Here is an 18,461-nt window from a genome sequence, read left to right on the forward strand (position 1 = left end):
TGGCCCGACGGTCTTGTGGTCGACCGAAGTTCGGTGAATGGTAGCTAGATAGGTGCTAACTAGGTCAGCAACGGCGCGCCCTGGGCAACCTGGAGGAAAGTCATGGCCGACAGGACAAATACTTCCCAAGGAGCGGGGAGCGCTCCCACCGCCGACGGTCCGGACGAAATTCGCAACGTCGTGCTGGTGGGTCCGTCCGGTGGCGGCAAAACCACACTCGTAGAAGCCCTGTTGGTCGCCGCCGGTGTGCTGACCCGGAGTGGCTCGGTCGCCGACGGCAGCACGGTCTGCGACTACGACGATGCCGAGATCCGCCAGCAACGATCGGTGGGTGTCGCCGTGGCGTCCCTGTCGCACGACGGCGTCAAGGTGAACCTGGTCGACACGCCCGGATACGCCGACTTCGTCGGCGAGTTGCGGGCCGGGCTGCGCGCCGCGGATTGCGCGCTGTTCGTCATCGCGGCCAACGAAGGCGTCGACGAGCCCACCAAATCGCTGTGGCAGGAATGCAACCAGGTTGGCATGCCCCGCGCCGTGGTGATCACCAAGCTCGACCACACCCGGGCGAATTACGCCGAGGCGCTGGCCGCCGCGCAGAATGCGTTCGGCGACAAGGTCTTACCGCTCTATCTGCCCACCGACCTGCCGTCCTGCACCGGCCTGATCGGGCTGCTCTCGCAGACCCGTTACGAATACACCGGCGGCAACCGCACCGTGCAGCCACCGAATCCCTCCGACGCCGAGCAGATCGAGGAGGCGCGCGGCGCCCTGATCGAGGGAATCATCGAGGAGTCCGAGGACGAGTCGCTGATGGAGCGCTATCTCGGGGGCGAGGCCATCGACGAATCCGTGCTCATTCAGGACCTCGAGCGCGCCGTCGCCCGGGGGTCGTTCTTTCCGGTGATCCCGGTCTGCAGCAGCAGCGGCGTCGGCACCCTGGAATTGCTGGAGGTCGCCACGCGCGGGTTCCCGTCACCGATGGAACACCCGCTGCCCGAGGTCTTCACACAGGTCGGTGCGCCGCACGCCGGCCTGAAGTGCGCCGCGGACGCGCCGCTGCTCGCGGAGGTGGTGAAGACGACGTCGGACCCGTACGTGGGCAGGGTCAGCCTTGTCCGGGTGTTCTCCGGCACCATCAGGCCCGACGCGACTGTTCATGTGTCGGGCCATTTTGCGTCGTTCTTCGGCACGTCCAACGGCGATGGCCATGCGCATCCAGACCACGACGAGGACGAGCGCATCGGGGTGCTGTCCTTCCCGCTGGGCAAGCAGCAGCGCCCGGCGGCGGCCGTGGTGGCGGGTGACATCTGCGCGATCGGCAAACTGAGCCGCGCCGAAACCGGTGACACGCTTTCGGACAAGTCGGAGCCGTTGGTGTTGAAGCCGTGGACCATGCCCGAGCCGCTGTTGCCGGTCGCGATCGCGGCGCACGCCAAGACCGACGAGGACAAGCTGTCGGTGGGATTGGGACGGTTGGCCGCCGAGGATCCGACGCTGCGTATCGAGCAGAACCCCGAAACCCACCAGGTCGTGCTGTGGTGCATGGGCGAGTCACACGCGGGTGTCGTGCTCGACGCGCTGGCCAATCGGTACGGCGTCACCGTCGACACCGTTGAACTGCGGGTCCCGCTGCGAGAAACGTTTGGCGGCAAGGCAAAAGGCCACGGCCGCCACGTCAAGCAGTCCGGCGGGCACGGCCAGTACGCGGTATGCGAGATCGAGGTGGAGCCGCTGCCGGAAGGCTCCGGGTTCGAATTCGTCGACAAGGTGGTCGGCGGAGCGGTGCCGCGGCAGTTCATCCCGAGCGTGGAGAAGGGCGTGCGGGCGCAGATGGAGAAGGGCGTGCACGCGGGCTATCCGGTGGTCGACATCCGCGTCACCCTGCTCGACGGCAAGGCGCACAGCGTCGACTCGTCGGACTTCGCATTCCAGATGGCGGGCTCGCTGGCGCTGCGCGAGGCCGCCGCGGCGACCAAGGTGGCGCTGCTCGAGCCCATCGACGAGATCTCGGTGCTGGTGCCCGACCATTTCGTCGGCGCGGTGATGGGTGACCTGTCCAGCCGGCGCGGCCGGGTGCTCGGCTCCGACACCGCCGGCAACGAGCGCACCGTGGTCAAGGCCGAGGTGCCGCAGGTGGAGTTGACGCGCTACGCGATCGACCTGCGGTCCCTTGCGCACGGCGCCGCCTCGTTCACCCGCTCTTTCGCCCGCTACGAACCCATGCCGGAATCCGCGGCCGCCCGGCTCAACGCCACCGTCTAGAACCCCTGCCGTTCAGGCCTTGCGGCCGAACTGATCGGCCACCGCGCGGCGGTCCAGCGATCCCTTCGCGGTGTGCGGCAGCTCGCCGGCCTGCTGGAACTCGGCCGGAACCTCGAAGGGCGCCAGGCGGTCACGGCAGAACGCCGTCAGTTCGTCGGCCGTCGGCGCGGCCGACCCGCGGGCGACGATCACCGCGGCCACCGTCTCGCCGTAGAGCTTGTCCGGCATGCCGAACACGCCCACCTCGAGCACGTCGGGGTGGGTGGCCAGGATGCCCTCGACGCGCTCCGGCGAGATCTTCTCCCCGCCTCGGTTGATGAGTTCCTTGATGCGTCCGCGGATGACGAGGTCGCCGGCTGGCGACAGGGTGCCCAGGTCGCCGGTGTGCAGCCAGCCCTGGGTGAAGTTGGCGGCCGTGATGGACGGGTCGCCGAGGTAGCCGCGCACCACGGTCGGGCCGTGCAGCCACACCTCGCCGACGGTCTCCGCGGGCAGCGCCTGGCCGTCGGGCCCGGCGATCCGGATTTCCGGTCCGGTCGACCGGCCGACGAGACCTGGTGTGGCACCGGGATTTTCGCTGCTGCCCGCGCCCCCGATGGCCGTCGTCGCCACCTGGTGGGTCGACTCGGTCATCCCGAACGCGCACACCACCGGCGCCGAGAACGTGTCGTGCAGCGCCTGCGCCGTCTCGGCGGTCAGCGGCGCGCTGCAACTGCGGATGAATCGCAGGGCGTGCGTCCCGCCCGGTTGCTCGGTCCGGGCGCGCTCCAGCAAGATCTGATGGATCGTCGGGACGGCGGTGTACCAGGTGGCCCCGACGGCCTCGATGTCGTCCCAGAACGTGTGCGCCGAGAACTTTCCGCGCGCGGGCAGCAACACCGCTCCCCCGGACACCAGGGTGCCCAGCAGCGCGGCGAGCAGGCCGTGCCCGTGGTAGAGCGGCATCACCGCCACCGTCGCGTCCCGCGGCCCCAGCCCGTAGCCGGCGATGATGGCCGCCACCGAGCGGGCGACGTTGTAGCGCGTCCAGGGCACCATCTTGGGCACACCGGTGGTGCCGCCGGTGAACATGATCATGGCGTCGTCGTCGCGCAGCCCCTCCGGCGTGGACACGTCACGCGCGGGTGCCGCGGTGACATCCAGGCTCACCGCCGCGGCGCCGCCAGACCCGACGGTCACCGCGATCGGCCACCACGGCAAGCCGTCCGGTGTGTCGCTGTCGGCGTCGGCGACCTGGTCGACGAGCACCGCCCGGGCACCCACCGCGGCGCTGCGTGCACGTTGCTCGGCGACGGGCAGGGCCGGATCCAGTGGCACCACAACGAGATTTGCACGCGACCCGGCCAGCAGCCCGATGACGAATTCGGCGTTGCTGCCGGCGCGCAGCGCAACCCGGTCGCCCGCGACCAGGCCGCCGGCCTTCAGCTGGGCGGCCAGATCGTCGATCAACCGGATCACCTCGCGGTAGGTGACCGGTATGCGCTCGGCGGTCACGACCAGCGCCCGTGCCTCGGGTGACCGGCGTGCCGCCGCCTCGACCAGATCGGCGATGCCGGGGCTGGCGGATTCCGTCGACCCCTCGCCGGTGGTGATCGCGTCAGTTGTCATCGACGCACTCCTTCCACTCCCGCTACGGATGCCACCCTGCCGGGCGGCCCTTCGCTGCGTCCAATATCGATTGGCTCACGATCGATAACCGCTGGCTATTGAATCGCGGTAGCATCGCGCTGACCTGCCACGATAGACGGTGTAAATCGTTGGATAGTGCCCTCGTCTTGGACACCTGGGGTGCGCTGGGGTCACAGTGATGGCCATAGGCAGTACCGCACAGCATCCGAGGAGTCGCCACATGTCCACCGCTTCGGCATCTCCGAACCCGACGGGCCTGATCGACGGCATTCACCTCGTGGTGGACGCGCTGAAGGCCAACGACGTCGAGACGATCTACGGCATCGTCGGCATCCCGATCACCGACCTCGCGCGCGTCGCGCAGGCGTCGGCGATCCGCTACATCGGTTTTCGGCAGGAGGCCTCGGCCGGCAACGCCGCGGCCGCCGCCGGGTTCCTCACCCGGCGTCCCGGCGTCTGCCTCACCACGTCGGGGCCCGGCTTCCTCAATGCCCTGCCCGCGCTGGCCAACGCCACCACGAATTGCTTTCCGATGATCCAGATTTCCGGCTCCAGCAATCGGGCGCTGGTGGATCTGCAGCGCGGCGATTACCAGGACATCGATCAGCTCAGTGCCGCAAAGCCGTTCGCCAAGGCGGCCTATCGGATCGGCCGGATCGAGGACATCGGGCGCGGCGTCGCGCGCGCCGTTCGCACCGCGGTCTCCGGCAGGCCCGGCGGGGTCTACCTGGACATCCCCGGTGAGATCCTGGGCCAGGCGATGGACGCCGCCGCCGCGGCAGGCACGGTCTGGCGGGTCATCGATCCCGCACCCCCGCAACTGCCGGCGCCGGATGCGATCGACCGCGCGCTGGGCGTGCTGGCCCAAGCGCAGCGGCCGCTGATCGTGCTCGGCAAGGGCGCGGCGTATGCCCAGGCCGACAACGTGATTCGCAAGTTCGTCGAGGCCACCGGGATCCCGTTCCTGCCGATGTCGATGGCCAAGGGCCTGCTGCCGGATTCACACCCGCAGTCCGCCGCGGCCGCACGTTCGCTGGCGATCTCGCGCGCCGATGCGGTCCTGTTAGTCGGTGCGCGCTTGAATTGGCTTCTGGGCCAAGGTGATTCACCGCCATGGAGCCCGAAAGCCAAGTTTTTACAGGTGGACATCGCCGCGTCCGAGTTCGACAGCAACCAGCAGATCGTTGCGCCGCTGGCCGGCGACATCGGCTCGGTGATGTCCGCGCTGTATGACGGTGTGGCCGCGCGCCCGATCACCGCGCCGCCGGACTGGGTCGGCGAACTGGCCGAGCGCACCGCACGAAACGACGCCAAGATGAGAGAGCGCCTGGCCGAGGATCCACACCCGATGCGGTTCTACAACGCCCTCGGCGCGATTCGCGCTGTGCTGCAGGACAACCGCGACGTGTATGTCGTCAACGAAGGAGCCAACGCGCTCGATCTGGCCCGCAATGTCATCGACATGGAGCTGCCGCGGCACCGGCTGGACACCGGGACCTGGGGCGTGATGGGCATCGGGATGGGCTATGCGATCGGCGCCGCCGTCGAGACCGGCAAGCCGGTGGTGGCGATCGAGGGTGACAGCGCATTCGGCTTCAGCGGCATGGAGATCGAGACCATCTGCCGCTACCGGCTGCCGGTCACCGTCGTCATCCTCAACAACGGCGGCGTGTACCGCGGTGACGAGGCGACAGCCGGCGCGGCGGCAACGGGATCCGATCCGGCCCCGACCGTGCTGAGCGCCCGGGCGCGCCACGAGCTGCTCGCGGAGGCGTTCGGCGGCAAGGGATATCACGTCACCACCCCGTCGGAGCTGCGCGCGGCGCTGACGGAGGCGATCGGCTCCGGGGCGCCGTCGCTCATCGACTGCGAACTCGACCCGGCGGCGGGCGTGGAGAGCGGCCACCTGTCCGGCCTGAACCCGGCGAGCGCGGCCACCCGACCGCCGGCCGCGGTCAGCGCCGGCGGGTAAGGCCCAACAGTTGCGCGTCGAAAAATTCGTTCAGCGAAAGCCGCCCGGCGGACGCGGCCAGCGCGCGGGCGATCGGCGATCCGGGGCCGCTCGAGTTGGTGGCCAGGGCGACATCGGCTTTGAGCACCGGATCGATCATTTCCACCGCCCGGATGTCCGGCCCCAGCGGCGACGTCCACAGCCACGTGTGCGGCACGATGGATGCCCAGTTGCCGGCCGATGCCTGCGCGAATAACGATGCGACGGAATCGGTTTCGACCTGCGGACTGACGGTGATCGAATGGTCGGCGAACGCTTTGTCGATGATCTGGCGATCGCGCATGTCGGGGGTGAGCAACGCCAGCGGGAGCTGCGCGGCTTCCGCCCAGTTCATCGTCGCCGCACCGGATCCCACCATGTCCGCGGGGGCCAACAGCACGTAGCGCTCCTGGTATAGCGGAACCAGGTTCACATCGTGGGACTCGTCGGGAGCCGCATGCACGATGGCGGCATCGATCTCGAACTCGCGCAGGCGCCGGTACAGTTCGGTGGCCGCCAGCCGGGACAAGATGTGCACCTTCACCAACGGGTGCGCCGAACAGAACGACGATAGCACCAGTGACGCGGTCGTGGACGCGGTGGGGACGGTGCCCAGCCGCAGGGTTCCGGTGATACCCGAGCGCACGGCGTCGACTTCGGACTTGAACGCGTCGTGCTCGGCGAGAATCCGCCTGGCCCACACCACCAACCGCTCGCCCTCAGGCGTGAGGCCCTCGAAGCTGTGCCCGCGGTTGATCAGCGTGACGTTCAGTTCTCGCTCCAGCTTGGCGATCGCCGCCGACAGCGCCGGTTGGGAGACAAAGCATTTCTCGGCCGCCCGGGCGAAGTGCCGCTCGGAGGCGACGGCGACGAAATACTCCAGTTGACGGAAAAGCACCCGCACTCCTCGGGTTCGGGCTCGGCCTTGGGGCACCGATCCCGCCGAGGCTAACGCGTCGAGGGTGGGCGGGCCAAGCCAAACGTTTGAGCCACGCCTTTTGCGGCTATCCTCATCAATTCGGCCGAGCGGGCTGGCCGAGGGTCGGGCCGCGAAAACCGAAGCATCGGTGGCCCTTTCACACGACCACGGCCCGAACTCGGGCGACGGCCGCAAGCGGCGATCATGTGCTGAACTACCCATCCCGCTGCGCCCCGACACGGTTGAACTCAATCGGTGATTGAATCGTTACCGCGGCGGGCCGGCAGGCCTGTCATTGTTTGCTGAAACCGGTGACGAGTGGGTAACCAGTAGAATACCGGTGTGTTGGTCGCACCATCTCGAAGGGTGGACGCTATGCGTCGGGGTGTTCGTTATCTATTTGTTATGGTCGCGATCACGGCCGTGGGCCTCGTGGCACCGGTCGGCCGCAGCGCCGCCGCCGTGCCACTGCCGCAACCCGGCCCCACGGTCGCCTCGATTTTGCCCGCTGACGGCGCCGTAGTGGGCGTAGCCCACCCGGTGGTGGTGACGTTCACCGCTCCGGTGGCCGATCGGGCCGCGGCCGAACGGTCAATCCACGTCACGTCGCCCAGCGGCACCCCCGGACACTTCGAGTGGGTTCAGAACACTGTCGTGCAGTGGGTGCCCAACCAGTTCTGGCCGGCGCACACCCACGTATCGGTCGGTGTGCAGGCCTTATCGACGGGCTTCGACACCGGCGATGCGCTACTCGGGGTCGCCAGCATCTCCAAGCACACCTTCACCGTCAGCAGGGATGGCGAGGTGCTGCGCACCATGCCGGCGTCGATGGGCAAGCCCAGCCGGCCCACCCCGATCGGTAGCTTCACCGCGCTGGAAAAGGAGCGCACCGTGGTGATGGACTCGCGGACCATCGGCATCCCGCTCAGCTCCCCCGAGGGCTACAAGATCACCGCCCAGTACGCCGTCCGCGTCACCTGGAGCGGCGTCTACGTGCACTCCGCCCCATGGTCGGTCGATTCCCAGGGCAACGCCAACGTCAGCCATGGCTGCATCAACCTCAGCCCCGACAACGCCGCCTGGTACTTCAACGAGGTGAACGTGGGCGATCCCATTCAGGTCGTGGCCTGAGCCTGAACGACACATCGCCCGGGTGCCCCGAGCTCGGCGACGCCACTCCGTCGCGTTGTGACCACCGTCACAACCATCGGACGGAAGCCTGACCCGCGGGGGTTCGTTCAGGTAGACGAGTGATCGTCAACGAGAGGCGGGCCATGACCGACGACGCGAAGCGCGCGAAAGTTAGCTCTACAGGCCCGATCAGCGCGGTGCGCCAACAGGTAGCCGACCGCATCCGCGACCTGGATGCCCGCGACGAGGAGTTCCGCAGTACCAAGCCAGATTCCGCCCTGCAACTCGCGGCGCGCGAACCCGGCCTTCGGCTGCCGCAGATCCTCGAAATCTTCGCCGAGGGCTACGCCGATCGCCCCGCACTGGGCTGGCGAGAGCGCTCGCTGACCACCGATCCCGCCACCGGTCGAACCAGCACACACCTGCTGCCGCGGTTCGACACCATGACCTATCGCCACCTGTGGGCCAATGTCCGCGCCATCGCGGGCGCATGGCGACGCGACGCCGCCAATCCCGTTGCGCCCGGAGACGTCGTCGCCACCGTCGGTTTCGCGAGCGCCGAGTACCTCACCATCGATCTGGTCTGTGCCTACCTCGGGCTGGTGGCCGTGCCACTGCAGCACAACACGACGGCCTCGCGGCTGAGGCCGATCGTCGAGGAGGTCGAGCCATCCACATTGGCCGCCGGTGTCGGTTATCTCGACCTCGCCGTCCAAGCGGCACTGGGTAGCCCGTCGTTACGGCGGGTCGTGGTCTTCGACTACCGGCCCGAAGTCGACGAGCAACGCGAGGCCGTCGAACGCGCGCAGGCGAAGCTGACGGGCGCCGGCGTCACGGTCACCATCGAGACCCTCGACGACGTGATCGAACGCGGGCGGACCCTGCCGCCGGAGCCAATGTTCACCGGGGCCACCGACGAGCGGCTGGCCATGATCATGTACACCTCGGGCAGCACCGGATTGCCCAAGGGCGCCATGTACACCGAGCGGATGCTGTGCCAGCTGTGGACCACCGAACTGATGCCCGACTTCACCGACACCCCGGTGATCAACGTGAATTTCATGCCCCTGAATCACCTGGGCGGGCGGATACCGCTGTCGACCGCGTTCCAGGCGGGCGGCACCAGTTACTTCGTCCCCGAGAGCGACCTGTCGACCCTGTTCGACGACTGGAATCTGGTGCGCCCCACCGAGATGGGGCTGGTGCCACGTGTCGCGGAGATGCTGTACCAGCGCTACCAGAGTGCGGTCGATCGATTCGAAGTCGCGGGTGCCGACACCGCCGCGGCCCAGGCGCGGGCACAGGCCGAGCTGCGTGAGCAGGTTCTCGGTGGACGGATCGTGACCGCCTTCTGCGGCACCGCGCCGTTGGCGGCGGAGATGCGGAGCTTTATCGAAACCTGTTTGGAAGTCCACGTTCTCGACGGCTACGGCCTGACCGAGGTCGGCATGGTGACCAAGGACGGCCGGATCACCCAACCGCCGGTGCAGGACTACAAGCTCATCGATGTTCCCGAGTTGGGCTATTTTCTCACCGACAAGCCTTATCCGCGAGGCGAATTGCTGGTGAAGTCGCTGACCGCGACGCCCGGGTACTTCAAACGGCCCGATGTCACGGCCAAGGCCTTCGATCCCGATGGCTACTACCGCACCGGTGACGTGATGGCCGAGCTGGAGCCGGGCCGGCTCGCCTACGTCGACCGCCGCAACAACGTGCTGAAGTTGGCGCAGGGCGAGTTCGTCGCCGTGGCGCGCCTGGAGGCGGTGTTCTCCAGCTCGACCCTGGTGCGACAGATCTTCGTCTACGGCAACAGCGAACGGCCCTATCTGCTGGCCGTTGTCGTCCCGACCGACGACGCCGCGGAGAGGTTCGCCGGCGACGCCGACGGCCTGAAGGCCGCCCTGGGCGAATCCCTGCGCCAGTCGGCCAAACTCGCCGAGCTGCAGTCCTACGAGGTACCCGTCGACTTCGTGGTCGAGACGGAGCCGTTCAGCGAGGACAACGGCCTGCTCTCCGGGGTGGGAAAGCTGCTGCGGCCCAAGCTCAAAGAGCACTACGGCACCCGGCTCGAACAGCTATACGCGGAGCTGGCCGAAAATCGGGTGACCGAATTGCGTGCCTTACGCGAAGGCGCGGCCGACCATCCGGTGATCTTCACCGTCAGCCGTGCCGCTGAGGCGCTGCTCGGCCTGGCCGGCGGGCCGCCGGCCCCCGACGCGCTGTTCATCGACCTCGGCGGCGACTCCCTGTCGGCGTTGACATTCTCCAATCTGCTGCGCGACATCTTCGACGTCGAGGTGCCCGTCGGAATGATCACCGGCCCGGCAACCGACCTGGGCCAGCTCGCGGAATACGTTGAATACGAACGTGAATCGGGGTCGCGGCGGCCGACCTTCGCAACCGTACACGGACGAGGTTCGACGCAGGTCCGCGCCGCGGAGCTCACCTTGGACAAATTCATCGACGCGACCACCCTGGCCGAGGCCGCGGCGCTGCCGCGCGCGACCGGCACGCCGCACACCGTCCTGCTCACCGGCGCCAACGGCTACCTCGGCCGCTTCCTAGTCCTGGAGTGGCTCGAACGGCTCGCCGAGACCGGCGGAAAACTCATCTCCATCATCCGAGCCACGGATGCGGCGGCCGCCACCAAACGCCTGGAGGCCGTATTCGATAGCGGCGATCCGCAATTGCTGGAGCGCTTCCACACGCTGGCCGCCGATCACCTCGAGGTCATCGTCGGCGACATCGGTGAGCCGAATCTTGGCCTGGAGCAAGGCACCTGGGAGCGCCTCGCGCAGAGTGTGGATCTGATCGTGCATCCGGCCGCACTGGTCAACCACGTGTTGCCCTACGACCAACTGTTCGGCCCCAACGTGGTGGGCACCGCCGAGTTGATTCGCCTGGCGATCACGACACGGATCAAGCCCGTCACATACATGTCGACCGTCGCGGTGGCCCTGTCGGTCGATCCGGCCGCGTTCGCCGAGGACGGCGACATCCGCACCGTCAGCGCACTGCGGCCGGTTGATGACAGTTATGCGAACGGGTACGCGAACAGCAAGTGGGCCGGCGAGGTGTTGCTGCGCGAGGCACACGACCTGTGCGGCGTGCCGGTCGCGGTCTTCCGGTCCGACATGATCCTGGCGCACAGCCGGTATGCCGGACAGCTCAATGTTCCAGATGCGTTCACCCGCTTGGTATTCAGCTTGCTGACCACCGGTATCGCGCCGGCCTCCTTCTACCAGACCGATCCGCGGGGAAACCGTGCGGTCGCCCACTACGACGGGCTGCCCGCCGACTTCGTGGCCGAAGCGGTGACCACGCTCGGTGAACAGATCGCCTCAACCACCGAGGATTCCGGTGCATACCGGTCCTTCGACGTGATGAACCCGCACGACGACGGCATCTCGCTGGATGTGTTCGTCGACTGGTTGATCGCCGCCGGGCACGACATCCGGCGCATCAACGACTACGACGAGTGGCTGGGCCGGTTCACGACCGCCCTTCGCGCCTTGCCCGATAAGCAGCGCCAGCATTCGGTGCTGCCATTGCTGGACGCCTACCGGAAACCGGAGACGCCGCTGCGCGGTGCCCCGGCCCCCACCGACGTGTTCCGTAGCGCCGTGCGGGCGGCGAAAATCGGCGCGGACGAAGACATTCCGCATCTGTCGGCGGCATTGATCGACAAGTACGTCGCTGATCTGCGCTTGCTGGGGTTGGTGTGACCGCTACCGAGCTAGCCGGGCAGCCCGGACTTGACCGCGGCATCCTGCTTGCGGGCGATTTCGAGGGCGGCGGTCGGATCGATCGGGTCGGTCGGCGCGCTGTCGAATTCCAGGGTGACCAACGCCTTGCCTTCGGTGAAGACCAAGACCGTCGTCGCCTGGGAGTTGTCCGGCGAGGCGCCCGAGATCGTCACCCCGTGGGCGCCGACGGCGAGCGGCTGCCAATTCCCGGTCACCTTGCCGTTGTAACCGCCTTGGGTGGAAGCCAATTCGGCGGCGGCCGCCGAGGGATCCGCGGCGACCGTGATGGTGTCCCATAACCGCCGGCTGCTATCGGCGTTGGCGAACAGCTGGGCGACCCCCGGCGCGTTGTTGGGGTTGAGCATGGGCGACTGTGGCGCGGTGAGACCGCCGCCCACGTCATTCGGCTTGATCAACAAGGAGCCGTAATCCGACGGTAGGGCCGAGGGCGGGCCGGTGACCACGCTCGTACTGGTCGAAGTGGCGGCGGTGCTCGACGCCGACGGGGGTGAGGCCTTATCGGCGCCGCCACATCCGGCGCTCGCGGCGCCGACCACGACGATGGCAACGGCACAGCCGGCGATGCCGATCCGATCAACTTCCACGCATGTTCCTTCCACGTGTCATCGGTATCCGGCTTTCACCGCGGCTCCCGACGCCGCCGGCGAAATGCTGGTGGTGAACCAGGCTTGCTACGAAGATATGCCCACTCGGCGCCCGGTGGGTAGCACTTCGGGTGCCTATGCTGGCGTGGGTAAGAGCATCCCCGCGCGGAAGGAGATCGGCATGACGGCTGCAGCGGCGCGCGCAGTACGGTTCGACCGTTACGGGGGACGCGAGGTGCTGTACGTCGCCGATATCGAGATGCCCTCCCCCGAGCCCGGCGAGGTCGTCGTCGAGGTTCGAGCCGCCGGGATAAACCCCGGCGAGGCCGGCATCCGGGTGGGGGCGATGCACGAGATGTTCCCGGCCACCTTCCCCTCCGGACAGGGCAGCGACCTGGCCGGCGTCGTCACCGCCGTGGGACCCGGCGTCACCGAATTTTCCGTCGGTGACGAAGTCCTGGGATTCAGCATGCGCCGGTCCAGCCACGCCACCCACACCGCGGTTCCGGTGAACCAGTTGATCCGCAAACCGGCCCAACTCAGTTGGGAGGCAGCGGGTTCGCTGTACGTGGTTGGAGTGACCGCCTATGCGGCCGTCCGCGCGGTCGCACCCCAACCGGGTGAGACGATCGCCGTGTCAGCCGCCGCGGGCGGGGTGGGCAGCCTGGTCGTACAGCTCCTGGTGCTGCGCGAGGCCCGGGTGGTCGGCATCGCCGGGCCCGGCAACGCCGACTGGCTGCACGCGCATGGCGTCATTCCGATCGCCTACGGTGACGGGCTGGCCGAGCGGCTGCGCGAGGCGGCGCCGGATGGCATCGACGCATTCATCGATCTGTTCGGCCCGGACTACGTGCAGCTCGCCGTCGATCTCGGCGTGGCACCCGAGCGGATCGACACCATCATCTCGTTTCAGAAGGCGGGGGAAGTGGGCGCCAAAACCGAAGGCAGCATGGAAGCCTCGACGCCCGAGGTGCTCGCCGAGATGGCCGACCTGATCGTCTCCGGCGCCATCGAGTTCGACATCGCCGCAACCTATCCCCTGGACCGGGTGGCCGACGCGTATGCCGAGCTGGAGCAGCGGCACACCCACGGGAAAATCGTTCTGCTGCCGACTAACTCACAGTGAGGTGGCCGGTCCGACCACACCGGCCTGCACCATTTTGATGATGACGAAGGCGACGGCCACCACCAGGTAGCCCCGCAGGGTGAACAGCCCCGCCCGGCGCATCGGTGACATCGTCGGCCGATCGAGCAGCGCGATGTTCGGGGTCTGCCAGCCGGCCCGGTCCTGGCGACGTACGGCCCGCCGCTCGGCACACGTCAGCGACGAGGCCTCGTCGAGTTCGTCGATCTCCCCCGGGTCCAGGCCGCCGCCGAGCGTGCGCACGAGGGCTTCGGCCTCGGTCAGGTTGCGGCGCCGCCGGTCGACGATGATCATCACCGCGCCGCCGAGGATGCCCAGCACCGCTCCGCAGGCGAGGCCCTCCTCCAGCGTGGCGGTGGACAGGTTCGGGAAGAAGGTCGCGGCCGTCAACGCCAGCGACAGCAGCACCAGACACCAGACACCACACGATGGTCCACGCGATGATGTTCTGCCGCACCGTGTTCACCCACGGACCCAGCACCGCCCGGTCGTTGCACAGCAGCACCAGAAAGACGGTGACCGAGGGAAGCAGGACACCGGCGAGCGCCTGAACGCCCTGCGTCACCAGGCCCAGGATGTGGTCGGGGCTGAAGGAGACCGCCGCCGAAACCCCGAGCAGTATCGCGTAGCCCCCGTAGAACAGCGGGGCCTCGCTGATCTTCCAATGCAACGAGTGCCGCTTGCCCATGGCATCACCGACCGCATAGGTGGTCGCCAGGCCGACGGCATTGGCGCCGATCAGCGATGCGTCCAGCAGGGTGATCGCGAACAGCACCCCCAGCGCCGCCCAGATGCCTCGACAATCCCGCGGCGACCGCGCCCGCATCGGTGAAGTGACCCGCTTCGGCGGTGCCGGTCAATCCGAACGCCGCCACGGCCATCAACGCCGTCGCGCCGACCATGACCACGACGATTCCGATGCCCAAATCCGCTCGGCCGTAGGGGATCCAGCGGGCGGTGATGCGCTTGTCCACCACGTTGGACTGCTGGAAGAACAGCTGCCACGGCGCGACCGTGGTGCCCACGATCGCGATCACCAGCAGCAGCACCCTCGAGTTGAGCCCGCCCGGGAACTGCGGGATCAGGCCCGCCGCCGTCGATTTCGGGGTCGGATGCACCAGCCACACCATCGGGAAGATCAGCACGTTCACCGCAATCAGGAGGAACATCAGCCGCTCCCAGCGGCGGAACGACCCACCGGCCACCACCGCGAACAGCAGCACGGCCGCGGCCGGGACGGCGATGATCCTCGGGCAGCCCAGGAACCCGAGAGCCAGTGAGACACCGATGAATTCGGTCACGATCGTCAACGCGTTCAGCACCAGCAGATCACCGACGCTGAAGGCGTCCCAGAACTTGCCGAACCGCTCGAATATCAATCGCGCGTGCCCAACCCGGGCCACCGCACCGAGCCGCAGCACCATCTCCTGATTCACGTAGAGCACCGGAATCAACAGTGCCAGCGTCCACAACAGTCCCATGCCATAGTTCTGACCGGCCTGCGCGTAGGTCGCGACGCCGCCGGCGTCGTTATCGCCCACCATGACGATCAAATTCTGGATCTCAGTGCCAACTCGGACACCACTGCCGCGAAACTGCGGAACCCAGTAGGCCATCCAGGCGCAGTACGCGGCGCACGCGCTGTAGACGTCCTCCCATCAACGTGGCGACAGCAACCGGCGCCGGCGCAGCCTGGTACCGCGTGTCCGCCGCAGCGAGCCCGGAACCGAAATGTTCAAGTACGTCCAGGACGTCTTTAACCGACGGCGGCTTCCCCGAACTTCTACTACCGCATCGCCACTCGGCGCTCGACACGGTCTTTGACGAAGTCGCGAATCGCCACGGCGTCAGCCTCAATCCCTGCCGCCAACGCGATCACGGCGCCCACCTCTTCGCCGAGCATGTCGCTGGGCACACCGACGACGGCGGCCTCACGGACGCTGGGATGCTCGTAGAGGACCTCTTCGACCTCACGGGGGGTAGACGTTATAGCCGTCGCGCACGATCGTGTTCTTGGATCGGTCGACGATGAAGAAGTAGCTGTCGGCGTCGACCCGCGCCAGATCGCCTGTGCGAAACCAGCCGTCGCGGTCCAATGCCGCCGCGGTCGCATCAGGCCGATTCCAGTAGCCCCTCATCACGTTGGGGCCTCGGATGGCGATTTCACCGATACCGTCCGCGTGCTATAGCAAAAGAAACCCAGCGCGACTAATGAGATTCTCATATTGGTGGCGGATCCGCAGGAAAACGATTGGTGCGGCTTCACCGTGGGCTCAGATGGGATCGAACTCAGCGATCAGCCACCGACCGTCGACTTTGTCGAGCGTGACTCGGACGCTGGAGGCGCTGTTGGTCGGCGCATCTTGGCCGATGGTGACGGTCTGGTTTACCAACAGCAAAACGACGGCATGGCTGCCGGTCGCCTCTATCGGCGCTGCGGCCGACACCGTGGCCGACGCAGAGATGTGCTTCTGCTTGGCTCCCGGGATGACTACGTCGTGGGTCAGTGACGTGTAGGCGTTAAGGAACTTGCCGGTGAGTCTGCTCCGGGCGGCCTCGAGGTCCTTTTCCACGCTATCGGCCCGATACGACAGCAGAGCGATGGTGCTTTCGGTGGCGGTGCGCACGGATTCCGTGGCGGCCAACTGAGCGGTGCGCGCGGAGCCGTCCTGCCACTTCAGGAAGCCTGCGGCCACGGCCAGCGACAGCGCGAGGCCGGGCAGTAGTGCGTACGCGATCGCCCGCGCCCAGCGGATGTGATGCTTCGCAGGTGTCGAACTTTGACGGTCGCCTGACTCGTCGTCCTCGGTAGCCGCAACATCTGTGTCAGGCTTGTCCCCGGCGATCGTCGTCAGGCCCGGCGTGGCAGGTGCTTCCTCCGCTGAGGCGACATTGGTGTGATCGTCCGCGCGGCGGAGCAACTTCGGAAACTTCATGGCACAAACTCGACGTTGGAGACTTTGACCTGACCGTCGGTCTTCTGCACGAAGATCCGCATTCGCCATGCTCGTGGAGCCTGATCAGATGCAGCGGCGTCTGACGTTTGCACAGTCATGGCCACCAGCACCTGGGCGGTGTCGGCCGTCTCCGACTCCAGCCCTGCCGAGCTGAGGGTACCGACCGTGATGGCTTTGGCTTGCTTGACAACCTCGACGAACGGCTTCGACCGTTTGGCGAAATCGTCGTGTAACTGTCCTGTTGCCCCATCCAGGATGCGCTGTACATCGGTGTCAGCATGCCGCCAGTCGATCGTAGTTAGGTTCAGCGCACCCTGCCTGGCCACTTGCAGAAATTGGTCTCGCTGGATCTGCGCCTGGTGCGTCTGGTAGCTGCGAAATCCCAACCATCCAACCAACACAGACAAGGCAACCACGATAATCAGACCGACGCGAATCGTCGGCCGCAGGTGGAACAGCGATTCTGCGGAGCGTGGTGTAGATGCGTTCTCCGTGGTGTCTGTATCAGATTCCGAGGTCTTGCCTTCCGCGTCGACGATGTCGCCGTCCGGAGACGTTTGGAAGTCAGCCGCCGCACGCATACCGTGCTCCGTCCGTCGTGGTGATTCTGCGCGTCATCGTCGTCAGCTGCCCGGCGGCATCAGCATTGTTTGCCATGTCTTATCCTTGGGCGCGGTTTGGGCTAGATCGGATTGCGTGTATTGATGCCCGTCGGGTCCGATGTAGGTGCCGGTGGCCGGGTCGTACTGGGCGGCAGCGATCGGCGGCGGCGCCGAGGCGGGCGGGCCCGCAACCGCTGGCGGTGAGCCGGGAGGCAGCTGCGGGATGCCTTGGCCAGACAGGGTGGCGTTCGGGTCACCTTTCCAGTTGAAGCCGTCGTTAAGCGGCGCATACTGTTCGTTGCTTTCACACATCTTGACCGTAGGTGCGCGTTTATCCGGAACCGTCTCGCAGGGCACATTGCGCACGCCACGCACGGCGAATGGCGAGTCCTGGGGGACCCGACAATACAGGTCACCTGCCGGGCGATCGGGATAATCAGTTTCGGGCACTCGGTGCTGCTGAGCCGGCAGGAAGCCGGTGGTACATATTGGTGGCAGGTTCAGGTTCAAATTGAAGTCAAGGTAATAGCCCCTGTAAGCCTGTTTGGTGCCCATATTAGGTACGTCGCCGCCGCCCTGAACCGCGGTCGCGTGCGGCAGCAGTACCAACACCTGCTCGATGTCGTTCCGGTAGGTAACTGCCACCTGACCGATGCTGACCAAGTTGGCGAGCATGATCGGCAGTGTGGGCCGCAGCCGGTCGAAAAGTCGACGTACTTCGTCGGCGGCTAGGGCGCCCTTTTCGAGGACACCCGCGACGGCTCGGTCCTGGGTTTGCAGCTGGTCGGTGATAGCGGCAAGATGCGTTGACCATGCCCGGATGGAGGGCGAGGTGCTGGCCTGCGAGTCGAGTACCGGCGGTGATTGGTCGATCAAGGCGGTGAGGGAGTCCAGGTTTTCCCTCGCGTCCATGGCCAGGGCGGTGGATCCCTTGACGATCCGGGAAAGTTCCGGGCCGAGTCCCCCGACGGCGGTGTAGCTCTCGTCGATCACCGTTTTCAGGTTGTCGCGCGGGATCGCCTCCAAGGCGTGGTTGGTCGCATCGAGCAGTGTGTTGATGTCCGGAGGCACTGACGTGCGGCTCTCCGGTATCACGTCACCGTCACGTAGTGGCCGGGAGCTGCCGTTGCGCGGCAGCAGTGAGACGTATTGTTCACCGACCGACGATTGGCTGTGGACTTGCGCATCGAGATCGGATGGGATGTCGAGCCCTGATTTGAGGAGGAGCACGGCGTCGACGCCGGTGGGGGTTACCCGTACGTCCTTGACCCGGCCAACGTAGGTGCCGCGGTAGGTGACGTTCGCCCTTTTATATAGACCCCCAGCTTGTGGGAGTTGGACGATCACCTTGTACTGCCCGAGACCGGGTATCACGTTCTCGACCTTGATGTAGCCGAAGAGTGTCACCGCGGCGGCGATGCCCGACACCACAGCAAAAATGCACAGCTTTATCCGAATTTGAAGGCCCAAACGCAT

General features: G+C 66.8%; 11 protein-coding genes and 2 pseudogenes. 5 read left to right on the forward strand and 8 right to left on the reverse strand.

Annotated elements, in window-relative coordinates; genetic code table 11:
* Positions 1 to 102 precede the first annotated feature (102 nt).
* Positions 103 to 2,262: an elongation factor G-like protein EF-G2 gene (locus B8W69_RS15320; protein ID WP_085290631.1), complete on the forward strand. Its 2,160-nt coding sequence runs from the start codon at positions 103 to 105 to the stop codon at positions 2,260 to 2,262.
* A gap of 12 nt (positions 2,263 to 2,274) precedes the next feature.
* On the opposite strand, the gene B8W69_RS15325 is transcribed toward B8W69_RS15320, so the two are convergent.
* Complete coding sequence (locus tag B8W69_RS15325; RefSeq protein ID WP_085290632.1) at positions 2,275 to 3,870, reverse strand: FadD7 family fatty acid--CoA ligase; 1,596 nt, start codon at positions 3,868 to 3,870, stop codon at positions 2,275 to 2,277.
* A 241-nt stretch (positions 3,871 to 4,111) separates the two neighbouring features.
* On the opposite strand from B8W69_RS15325, the gene oxc reads away from it, so the two are divergent.
* Positions 4,112 to 5,863 carry an oxalyl-CoA decarboxylase gene (oxc, locus tag B8W69_RS15330; protein WP_085290633.1) on the forward strand — a complete coding sequence of 584 codons (1,752 nt, stop codon included), beginning with the start codon at positions 4,112 to 4,114 and terminating at the stop codon, positions 5,861 to 5,863.
* Here oxc and B8W69_RS15335 read toward each other — a convergent pair.
* Positions 5,847 to 6,779 carry a LysR family transcriptional regulator gene (locus B8W69_RS15335; RefSeq protein ID WP_085290683.1) on the reverse strand — a complete coding sequence of 311 codons (933 nt, stop codon included), beginning with the start codon at positions 6,777 to 6,779 and terminating at the stop codon, positions 5,847 to 5,849. The genes oxc and B8W69_RS15335 overlap by 17 nt on opposite strands.
* A gap of 396 nt (positions 6,780 to 7,175) precedes the next feature.
* On the opposite strand from B8W69_RS15335, the gene B8W69_RS15340 reads away from it, so the two are divergent.
* Both B8W69_RS15340 and car read left to right on the forward strand, forming a co-directional pair.
* Complete coding sequence (locus B8W69_RS15340) at positions 7,176 to 7,931, forward strand: L,D-transpeptidase (RefSeq protein ID WP_085290634.1); 756 nt, start codon at positions 7,176 to 7,178, stop codon at positions 7,929 to 7,931.
* A gap of 143 nt (positions 7,932 to 8,074) precedes the next feature.
* The gene (gene car, locus B8W69_RS15345; RefSeq protein ID WP_245843255.1) at positions 8,075 to 11,656 is read left to right on the forward strand and encodes a carboxylic acid reductase; all 3,582 of its coding nucleotides are present in this window, start codon (positions 8,075 to 8,077) and stop codon (positions 11,654 to 11,656) included.
* A gap of 11 nt (positions 11,657 to 11,667) precedes the next feature.
* Here the strand turns inward: car and B8W69_RS15350 are convergent, their stop codons facing one another.
* Complete coding sequence (locus tag B8W69_RS15350) at positions 11,668 to 12,282, reverse strand: hypothetical protein (RefSeq protein WP_085290635.1); 615 nt, start codon at positions 12,280 to 12,282, stop codon at positions 11,668 to 11,670.
* A gap of 181 nt (positions 12,283 to 12,463) precedes the next feature.
* Between B8W69_RS15350 and B8W69_RS15355 the strand changes: the two genes are divergently transcribed.
* Positions 12,464 to 13,408 carry an NADP-dependent oxidoreductase gene (locus B8W69_RS15355; RefSeq protein WP_085290685.1) on the forward strand — a complete coding sequence of 315 codons (945 nt, stop codon included), beginning with the start codon at positions 12,464 to 12,466 and terminating at the stop codon, positions 13,406 to 13,408.
* On the opposite strand, the pseudogene B8W69_RS15360 reads toward B8W69_RS15355, so the two are convergent.
* From B8W69_RS15360 to B8W69_RS15380, 5 genes and pseudogenes are all read right to left on the reverse strand, one after another.
* A pseudogene (locus tag B8W69_RS15360) lies at positions 13,400 to 14,970 on the reverse strand (NRAMP family divalent metal transporter). The gene B8W69_RS15355 and the pseudogene B8W69_RS15360 overlap by 9 nt on opposite strands.
* A 266-nt stretch (positions 14,971 to 15,236) precedes the next feature.
* Positions 15,237 to 15,606: pseudogene (locus tag B8W69_RS15365) on the reverse strand (AMP-binding enzyme); the annotation flags it as partial.
* A 93-nt stretch (positions 15,607 to 15,699) separates the two neighbouring features.
* Complete coding sequence (locus B8W69_RS15370) at positions 15,700 to 16,362, reverse strand: hypothetical protein (RefSeq protein WP_085290636.1); 663 nt, start codon at positions 16,360 to 16,362, stop codon at positions 15,700 to 15,702.
* Positions 16,359 to 16,964: an Rv1363c family protein gene (locus tag B8W69_RS15375; RefSeq protein WP_085290637.1), complete on the reverse strand. Its 606-nt coding sequence runs from the start codon at positions 16,962 to 16,964 to the stop codon at positions 16,359 to 16,361. The genes B8W69_RS15370 and B8W69_RS15375 overlap by 4 nt, the downstream gene beginning before the upstream one ends.
* 42 nt (positions 16,965 to 17,006) lie before the next feature.
* Positions 17,007 to 18,461, reverse strand: coding sequence for an MCE family protein (locus B8W69_RS15380; protein ID WP_085290638.1), 1,455 nt, complete (start codon positions 18,459 to 18,461; stop codon positions 17,007 to 17,009).

The sequence above is a fragment of the Mycolicibacterium vulneris genome (assembly GCF_002104765.1).
GTDB classification, from domain to species: domain Bacteria; phylum Actinomycetota; class Actinomycetes; order Mycobacteriales; family Mycobacteriaceae; genus Mycobacterium; species Mycobacterium vulneris.

Coding starts and splice junctions, on each gene's coding strand:
- B8W69_RS15320 (WP_085290631.1), top strand. CDS start 103: ATGGCCGACAGGACAAATACTTCCCAAGGAGCGGGGAGCGCTCCCACC.
- B8W69_RS15325 (WP_085290632.1), bottom strand. CDS start 3,870: ATGACAACTGACGCGATCACCACCGGCGAGGGGTCGACGGAATCCGCC.
- oxc (WP_085290633.1), top strand. CDS start 4,112: ATGTCCACCGCTTCGGCATCTCCGAACCCGACGGGCCTGATCGACGGC.
- B8W69_RS15340 (WP_085290634.1), top strand. CDS start 7,176: ATGCGTCGGGGTGTTCGTTATCTATTTGTTATGGTCGCGATCACGGCC.
- car (WP_245843255.1), top strand. CDS start 8,075: ATGACCGACGACGCGAAGCGCGCGAAAGTTAGCTCTACAGGCCCGATC.
- B8W69_RS15355 (WP_085290685.1), top strand. CDS start 12,464: ATGACGGCTGCAGCGGCGCGCGCAGTACGGTTCGACCGTTACGGGGGA.
- B8W69_RS15370 (WP_085290636.1), bottom strand. CDS start 16,362: ATGAAGTTTCCGAAGTTGCTCCGCCGCGCGGACGATCACACCAATGTC.
- B8W69_RS15375 (WP_085290637.1), bottom strand. CDS start 16,964: ATGCGTGCGGCGGCTGACTTCCAAACGTCTCCGGACGGCGACATCGTC.
- B8W69_RS15380 (WP_085290638.1), bottom strand. CDS start 18,461: ATGCGTTTGGGCCTTCAAATTCGGATAAAGCTGTGCATTTTTGCTGTG.